At 52.4% G+C, this 14,254-nt stretch carries 11 protein-coding genes, 1 tRNA gene and 1 pseudogene; 2 read left to right on the top strand and 11 right to left on the bottom strand.

From position 1 onward, the window contains the following. Nucleotides 1–12: 12 nt before the first annotated feature. Nucleotides 13–2,594: pseudogene (leuS, locus tag HA51_RS14860) on the bottom strand (leucine--tRNA ligase). A 222-nt stretch (nucleotides 2,595–2,816) separates the two neighbouring features. Between leuS and HA51_RS14855 the strand changes: the two are divergent. Further along, complete coding sequence (locus HA51_RS14855; protein WP_084935407.1) at nucleotides 2,817–3,299, top strand: zinc ribbon-containing protein; 483 nt, start codon at nucleotides 2,817–2,819, stop codon at nucleotides 3,297–3,299. Nucleotides 3,300–3,418: 119 nt separating this feature from the next. Here HA51_RS14855 and HA51_RS14850 read toward each other — a convergent pair whose 3' ends face one another. The 9 genes from HA51_RS14850 to miaB all read right to left on the bottom strand — a co-directional run bounded on the left by HA51_RS14850 (nucleotide 3,419) and on the right by miaB (nucleotide 12,725). Next, nucleotides 3,419–4,144, bottom strand: a complete 726-nt coding sequence (locus tag HA51_RS14850; protein WP_084935406.1) for an amino acid ABC transporter ATP-binding protein — start codon at nucleotides 4,142–4,144, stop codon at nucleotides 3,419–3,421. Continuing rightward, nucleotides 4,145–4,822, bottom strand: coding sequence for a glutamate/aspartate ABC transporter permease GltK (gltK, locus tag HA51_RS14845; RefSeq protein ID WP_084935405.1), 678 nt, complete (start codon nucleotides 4,820–4,822; stop codon nucleotides 4,145–4,147). After that, nucleotides 4,822–5,562: an amino acid ABC transporter permease gene (locus HA51_RS14840; protein ID WP_084935404.1), complete on the bottom strand. Its 741-nt coding sequence runs from the start codon at nucleotides 5,560–5,562 to the stop codon at nucleotides 4,822–4,824. The genes gltK and HA51_RS14840 overlap by 1 nt, the downstream gene beginning before the upstream one ends. 161 nt (nucleotides 5,563–5,723) lie before the next feature. Further along, the gene (locus tag HA51_RS14835) at nucleotides 5,724–6,617 is read right to left on the bottom strand and encodes a glutamate/aspartate ABC transporter substrate-binding protein (RefSeq protein ID WP_084935403.1); all 894 of its coding nucleotides are present in this window, start codon (nucleotides 6,615–6,617) and stop codon (nucleotides 5,724–5,726) included. 438 nt (nucleotides 6,618–7,055) lie between these two features. Next, a complete protein-coding gene (gene lnt, locus HA51_RS14830; protein WP_084935402.1) occupies nucleotides 7,056–8,582 on the bottom strand; it encodes an apolipoprotein N-acyltransferase in 1,527 nt (508 codons plus the stop codon). A gap of 4 nt (nucleotides 8,583–8,586) precedes the next feature. Next, nucleotides 8,587–9,468 (bottom strand): CNNM family magnesium/cobalt transport protein CorC, encoded by an 882-nt coding sequence (corC, locus tag HA51_RS14825; RefSeq protein WP_084935401.1) that lies wholly within the window; start codon nucleotides 9,466–9,468, stop codon nucleotides 8,587–8,589. Between the two features lie 82 nt (nucleotides 9,469–9,550). Then, nucleotides 9,551–10,024: an rRNA maturation RNase YbeY gene (gene ybeY, locus HA51_RS14820; protein WP_084935400.1), complete on the bottom strand. Its 474-nt coding sequence runs from the start codon at nucleotides 10,022–10,024 to the stop codon at nucleotides 9,551–9,553. Continuing rightward, nucleotides 10,021–11,094, bottom strand: coding sequence for a PhoH family protein (locus HA51_RS14815; RefSeq protein WP_084935399.1), 1,074 nt, complete (start codon nucleotides 11,092–11,094; stop codon nucleotides 10,021–10,023). Before HA51_RS14815 ends, ybeY begins: the two co-directional genes overlap by 4 nt. 206 nt (nucleotides 11,095–11,300) lie before the next feature. Further along, nucleotides 11,301–12,725 carry a tRNA (N6-isopentenyl adenosine(37)-C2)-methylthiotransferase MiaB gene (gene miaB / locus HA51_RS14810; RefSeq protein WP_084935398.1) on the bottom strand — a complete coding sequence of 475 codons (1,425 nt, stop codon included), beginning with the start codon at nucleotides 12,723–12,725 and terminating at the stop codon, nucleotides 11,301–11,303. Nucleotides 12,726–12,890: 165 nt separating this feature from the next. Between miaB and ubiF the strand changes: the two genes are divergently transcribed. Beyond that, nucleotides 12,891–14,063, top strand: coding sequence for a 3-demethoxyubiquinol 3-hydroxylase (gene ubiF, locus HA51_RS14805; protein WP_084935397.1), 1,173 nt, complete (start codon nucleotides 12,891–12,893; stop codon nucleotides 14,061–14,063). 85 nt (nucleotides 14,064–14,148) lie between these two features. Here the strand turns inward: ubiF and HA51_RS14800 are convergent. Further along, nucleotides 14,149–14,223: transfer RNA gene (locus tag HA51_RS14800), tRNA-Gln, on the bottom strand. Nucleotides 14,224–14,254 lie beyond the last annotated feature (31 nt).

Here is a 14,254-nt window from a genome sequence, read left to right as displayed (position 1 = left end):
TTCCTCCTGAACTTAACCTACGACCAGGTTAAGCAGTTTGCCAGGGACATAAATCACTTTACGAAGGGTGACGCCATCCAGATATTTCGCCACCAGATGCTCCTGCGCAGCACGCGCCTGAACCTGCTCCTGCGTGGCATCATGCGCAACGGTAATCTTGCCGCGCACTTTGCCATTAACCTGTACTACCACCAACAGTGAATCTTCCACCATTGCGGCTTCATCAGCAACCGGCCAGCTTGCCTCATCCACGTTACCTTCACCGCCCAGCGCCTGCCACAGAACATAGCTGGCGTGTGGGGTGAACGGATAGAGCAGGCGAACAACAGCGACCAACGCTTCCTGCAGCAGGGCGCGATCTTGATCGCTCTCTTGCGGCGCACGCGTCAGCTTGTTCATCAGCTCCATGATAGCAGCGATAGCGGTGTTGAACGTCTGGCGACGGCCAATGTCATCGGCCACTTTGGCGATGGTTTTATGCAGATCGCGACGCAGCGCTTTCTGATCGTCATTCAGCGCGTTAACGTCCAGTGCCACGGTGGCACCTTTCTCAACGTGATCGTAAGCCAGCTTCCAGACACGTTTCAGGAAACGGTTAGCCCCTTCAACGCCAGATTCCTGCCACTCCAGCGTCATTTCTGCTGGTGAAGCAAACATCATGAACAGACGTACGGTATCTGCACCGTAACGTTCTACCATCAGCTGCGGGTCGATGCCGTTGTTTTTTGACTTCGACATTTTGCTCATGCCAGCGTAAACCACTTCGCGGCCTTCGTTGTCGATAGCCTTAACGATACGGCCTTTATCGTCGCGATCAACCGTGACATCCACAGGTGAAACCCAGTTACGCTCACCGCTAGTACCGGTGTAATAGAACGCGTCGGCCAGTACCATCCCCTGACACAGCAGGCGTTTTGCCGGCTCATCAGAGTTCACCAGACCCGCATCACGCAGCAGCTTGTGATAGAAGCGGAAATACATCAGGTGCATGATGGCGTGTTCGATACCACCGACATACTGATCGACCGGCAACCAGTAGTTAGCCGCAGCGGGATCCAGCATGCCTTCGTTGTAGTCTGCACAGGTGTAACGTGCATAGTACCAGGATGACTCCATGAAGGTGTCAAAGGTGTCGGTTTCACGCAGGGCAGGCTGGCCGTTAACGGTGGTCTTCGCCCACTCAGGATCGGCTTTGATTGGGCTGGTGATTCCGTCCATCACCACATCTTCCGGCAGGATAACCGGCAGTTGGTCTTCTGGCGTTGGCATCACCGTACCATCTTCCAATGTCACCATTGGAATTGGCGCGCCCCAGTAACGCTGGCGGGAAACACCCCAGTCGCGCAGGCGGTAGTTAACTTTACGCACGCCCACGCCTTTTGTTGCCAGCGCTTCAGCGATAGCGTTGAAACCAGCCTGATGATCCAGACCGTTGAACTCACCCGAGTTGAACAGCGCGCCTTTATCGGTCATCGCGGCTTCGCTCAGGTCGGGCTCTGAACCGTCAAGATTCAGGATCACAGGCTTGATGTTCAGGTTGTACTTGGTGGCAAATTCCCAGTCGCGCTGGTCATGGCCCGGAACGGCCATCACGCACCGGTGCCGTACTCCATCAATACGAAGTTAGCCACCCAAACTGGAATCTCTTCACCGGTCAGCGGATGGATAGCAAACAGGCCGGTGGCCATGCCTTTCTTCTCCATCGTCGCCATGTCTGCTTCAGCCACTTTGGTGGTGCTGCATTCGGCGATGAAGTCTGACAATGCTGGGTTGCTGGCGGCAGCTTGGCGTGCCAAAGGATGACCCGCAGCCACGGCAACATAGGTGGCGCCCATGAAGGTATCAGGACGGGTGGTGTAAACGGTCAGCTTCTCTTCGCTGTAAGCCACATCAAAGGTGATTTCCACGCCTTCAGAACGGCCAATCCAGTTACGCTGCATGGTTTTGACCTGCTCAGGCCAATCTTCCAGCTTATCGAGATCGTTCAGCAACTCTTCTGCGTAGGCAGTGATTTTAACGAACCACTGCGGAATCTCTTTGCGTTCAACTTTAGTGTCGCAACGCCAGCAGCAGCCGTCGATAACCTGTTCATTAGCCAATACGGTTTGGTCATGAGGGCACCAGTTCACCGCAGAGGTCTTTTTATAGACCATGCCTTTTTCATACAGCTTGGTGAAGAACCACTGTTCCCAGCGATAGTACTCGGGCTGACAGGTCGCTAACTCGCGGCTCCAGTCATAGCCAAAGCCCAGCAGTTTGAGCTGGTTCTTCATGTATTCGATGTTGTCGTAGGTCCATGGTGCTGGTGCGGTATTGTTTTTCACCGCGGCACCTTCAGCCGGCAGGCCGAACGCATCCCAGCCAATCGGCTGCAGTACGTTTTTACCGAGCATACGCTGGTAGCGTGCAATCACATCGCCAATGGTGTAGTTACGCACGTGGCCCATGTGTAGGCGGCCAGAAGGATAGGGCAGCATGGAGAGGCAATAGTATTTCTCTTTACCTTCCTGCTCAGTCACTTTAAAAGTTTCGTTTTCGTCCCAGTGCTGTTGGACGCGGGATTCTATCTCTTCCGGGCGGTATTGCTCTTGCATGGCTGCCTGTGGTCCTTTGTGAAAATCGTTTTGCATACTTTTAGATCCGCATAGCATACCCATAAGGCTCTCCCTCAACAACATTTCACGCCCCTGCTGGCCGGATTTCTGCGTAATGCGCCGCCGCTTTCACCCTTTTACGATTTACTCGGCTCACTGCACCGCAAATATGACAGAACAGCTAAACTTAAAAGCAGCTATACCGGCGGAAAGGAGAACAAAATGAATAACGTGGCGCAGGAGTATCGTGCAACGATTGCGGTATTAACCCAGCGGCTGGAGGGTGGCGAGCGTGATGTTGATGCGTTGGTTGCCGAAGCGCGGCAGGATTTACTGGCAAAAAAAACATTGTCCCCTTCTGAGGTCAATGAGGTGATGCGGGCCGTACGGCGTGACATACATGAGTTTGCCCTCAGCTACCAAGAGTCTTCAGATGTCTTAGGTGACTCGGTGTTTATGCGGGTTATTCGCGAAAGTCTGTGGAAGGAGTTGGCCGATATTACTGATAAGAGCCAGCTGGAGTGGCGTGAGGTCTTTCAGGATTTGCGCCACCACGGGGTTTATCAAAGTGGAGAAGTGGTCGGATTGGGGAATCTGGTGTGTGAACAATGTGGTTTTACGCGAGCCATATATACCCCAGAAAGCTTAACGCGCTGCCCGGAGTGCGGACACGATCATTTCCAACGCCAGCCGTTTGAGCCGTAAATTACTTTGAGAGCAAAATAACGCGATAAACCGCGCCGCTACCGATTTATGCGGTGAATGAGTGAGGAACTCATCACCTGCACATTTCGGTAGCGGTGCAATTTATTGCGCGACATTGATTAGTGCAGGATTTTCGCGAGGAAGTCTTTTGCACGATCGGACTGCGGATTGTTGAAGAAGTCATCTTTATTCGTGTCTTCGACAATCTTTCCTTCATCCATAAAGATGACGCGATTGGCCACCTTACGTGCGAAGCCCATCTCATGCGTCACAACCATCATCGTCATGCCTTCATTCGCCAACTCGACCATCACGTCCAGCACTTCATTGATCATTTCGGGATCGAGTGCGGAAGTAGGCTCATCGAACAGCATGGCAATCGGGTCCATGCACAATGCACGGGCAATCGCCACGCGCTGTTGTTGACCACCCGAAAGCTGCCCTGGGAATTTCTCAGCGTGTGCAGCCAGACCTACGCGCGTCAGCAGTTTCGACGCTTTCTCACGTGAAGCGGCTTTGTCACGCTTCAATACCTTAACCTGCGCCAATACCAGGTTATCGATAATGCTGAGATGCGGGAACAGTTCGAAGTGCTGGAACACCATGCCCACCTTGCTGCGCAGCTGCGCGAGGTTGGTTTTCTTGTTGTTCACTTCGGTACCGTTGACCTGAATGCTGCCTTGCTGTACCGGCTCCAGACCGTTAACCGTCTTAATCAGCGTTGATTTTCCCGAACCGGACGGTCCGCAGACCACCACCACTTCACCTTTTTTCACTTCGGTGGAGCAGTCGGTCAGCACCTGAAAGTGACCATACCACTTAGAAACATTTTTCAGGCTAATCATTTAAACCGTCCTTTTTCTTTTCAGATAGCTAACCAACAGCGAAGCGCTCAGGCTGATCACGAAGTAGACCAGACCGGCAAACAGAACCATCTCGACTTGGGTACCGTCACGCTCACCAATGGTTGAGGCGGTACGGAAGAAGTCAGCCAGGCTTAAGACATACACCAACGACGTATCCTGAAACAGCACGATGCCCTGTGTCAGCAGCAGCGGCACCATGGCGCGGAACGCCTGTGGCAGGATGATCAGCTGCATCGATTGCCAGTGCGTCATACCCAATGCCAGCGCAGCATGAGATTGCCCACGTGAAATACTTTGGATACCGGCGCGAATAATTTCCGAATAATAGGCCGCTTCAAATAGCGCAAAGGCCACCATGGCGGAAATCAGGCGAATATCGGCTTTGGGGGAAAGCCCCAGCACCTGTTGCAGGAACGCAGGCACTACCAGATAGAACCACAACAGCACCATGACCAAAGGCACGGAGCGGAACAAGTTGACGTACAGCTTGGCAAACCAGCGAATCGGGGCAAACGGAGACAGGCGCATCACCGCCAGAATCGTGCCCCAAACGATACCGAATACCACGGCAACGGCAGTGATTTTGAAGGTGATGATCAAGCCATTCCATAAATAGGGCAGGCTGGGTGGAATCGAACTCCAGTCAAACTCGTACATTATTTGCCTCCCAAGTTGCCAGGCAGGCGAATTTTGCGTTCTACCAGACTCATAATCAGCATGATCACCAGGTTAATACCGACGTAAGCCAAGGTGATGGCAGTGAACGACTCGTAAGCATGTGCTGAGTAGTCGAGCAATTTGCCCGCCTGAGCCGCCATATCGACCAGACCAATGGTGGAGGCGATAGCGGAGTTTTTCACCAGGTTCAGCATTTCAGAGGTCATCGGCGGCACAATGACGCGATACGCATTGGGTAACAATACGTAGCGGTAGGTTTGTGGCAGCGTCAGACCGACGGCCAAGCCTGCATTTTTTTGTCCACGTGGCAGCGACTGAATGGCCGCGCGAACCTGCTCACAAACACGGGCCGCGGTGAACAGCCCCAGACAAATGGTCGAAGAGACAAAGAATTGAACATTAGGATCCAATTCAGCCTTAAACCACATGCCCAGTTTTTCTCCTACCAGTTCTGGTGCGACCAGATACCAGAAGAAGAACTGCACGATCAGCGGGATGTTACGGAACAATTCCACGTAGCAGGTGCCTATGGCCGCCAGTAGACGGTTGGGCGCGGTACGCAGAATGCCAAAGAAGGAACCTACCAGGAAGGCGATAATCCAGGCACAGCAGGACACCGCAACGGTAACCTGAAATCCGGACCACAGCCAGCCGAGGTAAGTCGTATTGCCGAACGGGGCCTGTTGTAAAAAGATGCCCCAGTTCCAATCGATACCCATAACGAGCTCCGGTAAAAAAAGGGTAGCGAGGCTACCCATAAGATTGTTGAGCGGTGTCTTGTATCCTGCTTCAGGGGAACGGCCTGTTGCAGTCTGTCTGTCCGCACCGCGTGTTCAGCAATCGAGAGGGCAGCCTAACTGCCCTTGTTTTCGTTGTTAATTCAGAGTGCTTTGTCGTTTGGTGCTTTGAACAGCGCCTGCATGTCAGGTGACAGCTCGAAGTTCATGTTCAGATTCTTCGGTGGGATTGGCTGTTTAAACCAAGTTTCAAACCACTTAGACGCTTCACCCGAGGTCTGCGCTTTAGCAATGGTTTCATCCATTAGCTGCTTGAACTGAGGATCTTCGTTACGCAGCATGCAACCGTAAGCTTCTTTCGATTGTGGCGTGCCGATGATTTCCCAGTTGTCAGGTTGCTTCGCTTTAGCACGTTCGCCCGCCAGCAGCGCGTCATCCATCATAAAGGCCACAGCACGACCGGTTTCCAGCGTACGGAAAGAATCGCCATGGTCTTTAGCGCTGATGATGCGCATGTCCATTTTCTTCTCATCGTTAAGCTTGTGCAGCAGTACTTCAGAAGTGGTCCCTGAAGTGACAACAACAGTTTTACCTTTCAGGTCTGCGAAATCTTTGATGTCGCCGCCTTTTTTAACCAGCAAACGGGTGCCGATAATAAACACGGTATCAGAGAAAGCGGCCTGCTTCTGGCGTTCCAGGTTGTTGGTGGTAGAACCACACTCAAAATCGTAGGTGCCGTTCTGCAACAGCGGGATACGGTTTTGTGAAGTGATCGGCAGCATTTTGACCTGCAGATCCGGCTTATTCAGCTTGGCTTTGATAGCCGCTACGATCGCGTTGGAATAGTCCTGAGAATAGCCAACCACTTTTTGTTGGTTGTCGTAGTAAGAAAAGGGAACTGATGACTCACGATGCCCAACGACGATAACGCCGTTATCATTAATTTTTTTCAGGGTGCCGGTGAGATCTTCCGCCTGGGCCGCTCCCGCTGCTGCTCCCAACAGCAGAAGAGATAATGCCACTTTGCGTGTCTGCATGTTCCTACTCCTTCGAATGAATGTCGCGCAGAACATAAACTGCGCAGATTGTGATGTTGTGTGTATTTCCTGCTGCTTTTCTTATTATCCCTTAGCGCAACTGCGCGCAGGATAGTGATTAACATAGCGAATTGTTAACGCAATGAAACAAAAAAGTTCCTTTTTTGCGAGCCGCTCCGCACCAATAAGAGGCAAAGAAATGCCTTTGCGCTATGAAGGTGCGAATCAGTGCCAGATAGTAGTGCATAAAGATGGCATTACGCTGACAGAACGCTGATGTTAATAAAACCACTGAAATAAATAGCAATGATCGTGCCAGCACGAGGAAAAGTGGAAAAAAGCCAGCAGAGAATCTGGTAAAGCGTAGCCGATGGGAGCGAAAAACAGCGCAAAAAAAGGCGAAGTGAGCACTTCGCCTGTCAGAGTGTGAGCAAGGTGTCAGTTACGACGACGAATTATCGCCAGCACGATACCGATTAGCGTCAGGATCCACACCGGCCAGATACCTGCTTTCGCGTAAGGTGTCTCACCCGTTGTGGGGGTCACTTTGGCTTCCAGTACTTCACGTGTAAATTGTGGGATCTCTTTTTCCACTTCACCATCGGCATTGACTACTGCAGTGACACCGTTGTTGGTGGATCGCAGTAACGGTCGGCCCAACTCCAGAGCACGCATACGTGCCATCTGGAAGTGCTGCCAGGGACCAATGGAATGACCAAACCAGGCATCATTGGAGACTGTCAGCAGGAAGTTGGTATCCGAATGGAAGTTTGCCCGCACCTGTTCACCCAAGACGATTTCATAGCAGATGGCGCTGGTCAGGTTATAGCCCGACACTTTCAACTGCGGCTGCACATAGGCGCCTCGACTGAACGATGACATCGGCAGGTCGAAGAACGGCGCCAGTGGACGCAGCAAGTCTTCCAACGGCACAAATTCGCCAAAGGGGACCAGATGGTTTTTCTGGTAACGGTTCTGGCTTTGATAGCTGTAAGGCTGTTCACCGCCCAACACAATCACCGAGTTGTAATCGTGATAGCGGTTGTCACCTTCGACACGCGAATCGACAATACCGGTTATCAGTGAACTGCCACGTGCACGTAATTCTTCATCCAGCGCCTTCAGGAACGGTTGCTGACGACTTTCCAGATCGGTAATCGCAGACTCCGGCCAGATAATAATGGGCGCTTTACCCATGTAAGGTTGGCTGTAAGAGGTATAAACACGCAGCGTATTCAGTAACTCTTGCGGGTCCCACTTCATTGACTGCGGGATATTGCCTTGCACCATTGCCACATCAACGCTGCGTTCTGGCAGGGGTTGATACCACTGCACCATGCGCAGTGGCCACGGCAGTAATAGCAGGGCTGCGGCGGCGACCAGGCTTTTTGCGCTGCGGTGATAAAGCGCATGTACCCCTAAACCCGCAATCACCATTAGCAGGAAGGTGATGGTTTCGACACCAGCCAGGGGGGCAATGCCTTTCAGTGGGCCATCAATCTGGCTATAACCGAACTGCAACCACGGGAACCCGGTGAGGATCCAGCCGCGCAGGAATTCGCTGATCTGCCACAACGCGGGAGCCGCTAACGCCAGACGCCACAAGGTGGCGCGTGGCCACAGGCGATTCAGTACCGCCGCGAACAGCATCGGGTAGATAGCGAGGTACGCCGCGAGCAGAATGACGAGGAAAACGTTCACCGGGCCAGGCATGCCGCCAAAGGTGGCGATGCTGACGTAAACCCAGTTAATACCGCTGCCGAAGAGACCAAAGCCCCAAACGAAACCTATCGCTGCAGCCTGAGGGCTACGACGATCCAGCAATAGCAGTTGCAGGCCGACCAGTGAAATTAATGCCGCAGGCCAGAAATCGTAGGGAGAAAATGAAAGGGTGCCAACGGCACCCGTAATTAACGCCAGCAGCAAGCGAACCCGCTGCTGCGAGTAAAGTGAAGCTAGAGCCATAGAATTATTCGTCTTCCAGTTGCGGTTGTGGAGAATCTTCCGGAATTTTCACATGCACCTGGATGATACGGCGGCTGTCAGCCATAACGACTTTGAATTGGTAACCATCAATGTCAATGCTTTCACCGCGTGCGGGAAGGTGGCCGAACGCCTGCATCACCAGACCGCCGATGGTGTCTACTTCGTCATCGCTGAAGCTGGTACCAAAAATCTCATTAAAATCTTCGATGGGGGCCAGCGCACGCACGGTATAGGTGTGGCGATTGAGCTGACGGATATCACGATCTTCTTCATCGTCATATTCATCTTCAATTTCGCCGACAATCAATTCGAGAATGTCTTCGATGGTAACCAGCCCAGAAACGCCGCCGAACTCATCAATGACAATGGCCATATGATATCGCTGGGAACGAAACTCTTTCAGCATGCGGTCGACACGCTTACTTTCGGGTACCACTACCGCAGTACGCAGCACTTTTTCGATGCTGAACGGCTCAGACGCGCTGCTCATAAACGGCAGCAAGTCTTTGGCCATTAAAATGCCTTCGACGTGATCTTTGTCTTCACTAATCACAGGAAAACGTGAGTGGGCAGAATCAATGATGACCGCCAGACACTCTTCAAGGCTTTGATTACGTTTGAGGGTAATCATTTGGGAGCGCGGGATCATGATGTCACGCACACGCTGTTCGGCGATATCTAACACCCCTTCAAGCATGTCGCGGGTGTCTTGGTCGATCAGCTCTTTCTGCTCAGAATCGCGGATTAGCCCCAGCAGTTCGTCACGGTTTTTAGGTTCACCGTGAAACAGTTGGTTGATTAACAGGGAGAAAAACCCCTTTTTACTACTGGGTGCGTCGCTGTTTTGAGAATGGTCGTCGCTCATGGCGTTTTTATTTCGTTCTCTCTAATGAGGGAAAGGAACTGCTGGCATCCTCGCCAGCAGCGCAATAACCTGAAACGGAGTTTCAGGCGTCTTCTTTCTCCGAAATGTACGGGTCAGGATATCCAAGAGCAAGCATTATCTCGGTCTCCAGCGCCTCCATTTCTTCGGCTTCATCGTCTTCAATATGATCGTAACCCAGCAGATGCAGCGTGCCGTGTACCACCATATGCGCCCAATGGGCTTCAACGGTTTTGCCTTGTTCTTCCGCTTCTTGCTCAACCACCTGACGACAGATAATCAGATCGCCCAGCAGCGGTAATTCAATTCCCGGTGGTGCTTCAAAAGGGAAAGAGAGCACGTTTGTAGGTTTGTCTTTGCCACGATAAGTCAGATTAAGCTCATGACTTTCCGCTTCATCGACCAAACGAATGGTCACTTCACTTTCAGGCTGGAAAGGCGTGACTGCCGCTTCCAACCAGCGTTGAAAGGCGGTTTCGGCTGGCAGGCCATTTTCATCGGCACAGGCCAACTGTAAATCTAAAATCACCGCGCTCATGAAGGCTCCTGCGGGCTGGGTTGGGTCGCTAGCTGAGCTGCCAGCGCTTCACGCTTGCGGTCTTCAGCCAGTTTGTCTCGGCGTTTTTGGTCAGCTTCTTCCCACGCTTCATAAGCATTCACGATGCGTGCGACAACCGGATGACGCACCACGTCTTCGCTGTGGAAAAAGTTAAAGCTAATTTCATCGACTTCCGCTAACACCTCGATGGCGTGGCGCAGGCCTGACTTGGTGCTGCGTGGCAGGTCAATCTGCGTCACGTCACCGGTAATCACCGCTTTTGAATTGAAGCCGATTCGCGTCAGGAACATCTTCATCTGTTCGATGGTGGTGTTCTGGCTCTCATCAAGGATCACAAAGGCGTCATTGAGGGTACGACCGCGCATGTATGCCAACGGTGCCACCTCAATCACATTGCGCTCCATCAGCTTTTCTACGCGTTCAAAACCCAGCATCTCGAACAGGGCATCATAAAGTGGACGCAAGTAAGGATCGACTTTCTGGCTGAGATCACCCGGCAGGAAGCCGAGTTTTTCACCGGCCTCAACGGCCGGACGCGTCAACAGAATGCGACGAATCTCCTGCCGCTCCAGTGCATCTACTGCTGCGGCAACGGCCAGATAGGTCTTACCGGTACCGGCTGGGCCCACGCCAAAGGTAATGTCATGGTCGAGAATGTTCGCCACATACTGAGCCTGATTAGGCGTACGCGGTTTAATTACACCGCGTTTGGTTTTGATGTTTATGGCTTTACCAAACTCCGGCACGCTCTCCGCGGTTTGCTCCAGCACGCGGCTCTCTTTGATCGCCAGATGGATTTGGTCCGGCTCTATGTCAGGGATCAAACCACGGACTGGCGCGGTATCCACATACAAGTCACGCAGGATGTTAACCGCAGCGTTCACACTCAGCGATCGGCCCACCAGTTTAAATTGGTTGTCACGACGGTTGATTTCGATACCCAGACGTCGTTCAAGTTGCTTCACATTGTCATCAAACGGACCGCACAGGCTCAACAGCCGACGGTTATCTGCCGGTTCAAGGGCGATTTCACGAGTTTCGATATTCAAATGAATCCTTTGGGTCGCTCAGGGCCAGTTGAAAAGGGTATCAGATGCTCTGATTAACGACATGAGCATCATTACGGAATTATTTATGGGGTCACGCCCAGGTGCAAGTTGCAAAGGAGATATTTGGGCGCCGCTTAAGGAATGCAAGCGTAACCGACTGAAAATCGCGACAGCGCGGTGTGCACTGTCGCTCAAAAATCGTGAGATCAAGGCTGGTGAATACCGACGCCGATGTCATTTTCACGACGTGTGCGGGCAATGACGGCTGCTGGACTTTGATTCAAGCGCAGGGCCATTTCATCTTCGGTACGCACCAGCTTACCGCGCAGTGAGTTAGCATGAATATCGACGATTTCAACATCAACAAATTTACCGATCATTTCGACAGGAGCTTCGAAATTAACCACACGGTTATTATCAGTACGTCCCATTAACTCCATGACATTCTTACGCGATATGCCTTCCACCAGCACACGTTGCGTGGTGCCGAGCATACGGCGGCTCCATGCCATTGCCTGCTGATTGAGGCGATCCTGCAGGATATACAGACGCTGCTTTTTCTCTTCTTCCGACACATCGTCAGGCAAATCAGCGGCAGGGGTACCTGGACGTGCTGAGTAGATAAAGCTAAAGCTGACGTCAAAATTGACCTCACCCACTAACTTCATGGTTTGCTCGAAGTCCTGTTGTGTTTCACCAGGGAAACCGATGATAAAATCTGAGCTCATCTGAATATCAGGACGCGCTTTCTGCAACTTGCGGACAATCGCTTTGTATTCCAGTGCGGTGTGCGCGCGTTTCATCAGCGTCAGGATACGATCGGCACCGCTCTGCACTGGTAAATGCAGGAAGCTCGCCAGTTCTGGCGTATCGCGATAGACATCGATAATGTCATCGGTGAATTCAATCGGATGGCTGGTGGTAAAGCGAATGCGGTCAATGCCATCAATGGCTGCCACCAGACGCAATAGTTCCGCGAAGCTGCAGATCTGGTCATCAAAGGTCGTGCCGCGATAGGCGTTGACGTTTTGACCCAGTAAATTCACTTCTCGCACGCCCTGCGCGGCAAGCTGCGCGATTTCCAGCAGAATATCGTCGCAAGGACGGCTCACTTCCTCACCGCGCGTATAAGGCACAACACAGAAAGTACAATACTTGTTGCAGCCTTCCATAATGGACACGAAGGCGGTTGGGCCTTCAGCGCGCGGTTCCGGTAAGCGGTCAAACTTTTCGATTTCTGGGAAACTGATATCAATCACTGGGCTTTTGGTGCCACGCACTTGATTGAGCATCTCAGGCAGACGATGCAGGGTTTGTGGACCAAACACGATATCAACACAATTCGCACGTTCGCGCAGGCGTTCACCTTCTTGTGAAGCAACACAACCGCCGACACCAATGATCACGTCAGGATTATCCGCCTTCAGCTTCTTCCAGCGTCCTAACAGGGCGAAAACCTTCTCCTGCGCCTTCTCACGAATGGAGCAGGTATTGAGCAGCAGGACATCTGCCTCTTCGGCTTCATCGGTCAGGGTATAACCGTGTGTGCTGTTCAGCAGGTCGGCCATCTTAGATGAATCATACTCATTCATCTGACAGCCCCAGGTTTTGATATGCAGTTTTTTGGTCATCGAACTAGCCATTGATCAGAGCGAAGTGCAGGGCGCGTAGTGTAATGCTTTGCTGCTGTTGTGACCAGAGCAGCAGGCCTTGAGATTGTACGGCCAATTTCCGGTAAACTTTATCTATCAGCGTGATGCTGTGAGGCATTACGGCAAGCAGAAGGATTAGAGTCAATGCAGGATTCACATTTTGATGTGGTGATAGTGGGCGGTGGCATGGTCGGTGCCGCATTGGCCTGTGGGCTGGCACAGCAGCAGTTTCGCGTGGCGGTGATAGAACGCGCTGAACCCGCCCGTTTTGATGCTGCGAGCCCGCCTGATGTGCGTATTTCAGCCATCGGCGCCTCGTCAGTGGCGCTACTTCGACAATTGAATGTTTGGTCACGTGTTGAGGCGATGCGCTGTGCCCCCTACCGCAAGCTGGAAACCTGGGAGTGGCAGAGCGCGCACGTGACGTTCGATGCCGCTTCACTGGGCTTGCCTGAGTTGGGGTATATGGTGGAGAACAGTGTGTTACAGCGCGCACTGTGGGAGAAAATGCAGGAAGAGGGCATTACACTGATCTGTCCCGCCAGCTTGCAGAACCTTCAGCAACATAGCGGTGGCTGGCATGTACAACTGGATAATGGTACCCAGCTGGATGCACGCCTTGTCGTGGGTGCCGATGGTGCCAACTCGCGCGTACGCCAACTGGCTGGCATTGGCGTCCGTGGCTGGAATTATGCGCAGTCTTGTATGCTGATTAGCGTGGAATGTGAGCATGATGCTGGCGATTCAACCTGGCAACAATTCACCCCAGAAGGTCCTCGTGCCTTCTTGCCCTTATTCGAACGTCACGCTTCGTTGGTGTGGTATGACGCTCCAGCGCGTATTCGCCAGCTGCAGAATTTGCCGCTGCCGCAGTTGGAGAAAGAGATCCATGCACATTTTCCAGCGCGTGTCGGACGCTTTCATGTGAAGCAAGCCGCATCGTTTCCTCTGGTGCGACGTCATGCTACGCGCTATGTGATGCCGGGGCTGGCGCTAGTGGGCGACGCGGCGCATACCATTAATCCCCTCGCGGGGCAGGGCGTAAACTTGGGGTACCGTGATGTGGATGCATTGATCTCAACGCTGGTTGAGGCGCGCAGTGAAGCACAGCTGTGGTCATCGGGTGCGGTACTCCAGCGTTATCATCGCCAGCGTTATAAGGATAACTTGCTGATGCAGGGGGGAATGGATCTGTTCTACTTTGCATTCAGTAATAAGCTTTCGCCGTTACGTTTTGCACGTAATCTGGGATTGATCGCGGCGGAGAATGCCGGAGCGCTGAAACGTAAGGTACTGAAGTACGCTTTGGGATTATAAGATTTTTGGGAGCGTCGTCAGGCGCTCTTAACGACTGAACGCAGAAAACAATAAAGCCCGCAGAAGCGGGCTTTATTGTTCAATTTGGCTGGGGTGCAGGGATTCGAACCCCGGAATGCTGGTATCAGAAACCAGAGCCTTACCGCTTGGCGACACCCCAAAAATACTGTTCAAATTGTTTTTAAATTGGC

The organism is Pantoea rwandensis (assembly GCF_002095475.1).
Lineage (GTDB): Bacteria > Pseudomonadota > Gammaproteobacteria > Enterobacterales > Enterobacteriaceae > Pantoea > Pantoea rwandensis.
The sequence above is the reverse complement of the archived record's forward strand: the minus strand, read 5'-3'. Positions and strand labels throughout refer to the sequence as shown.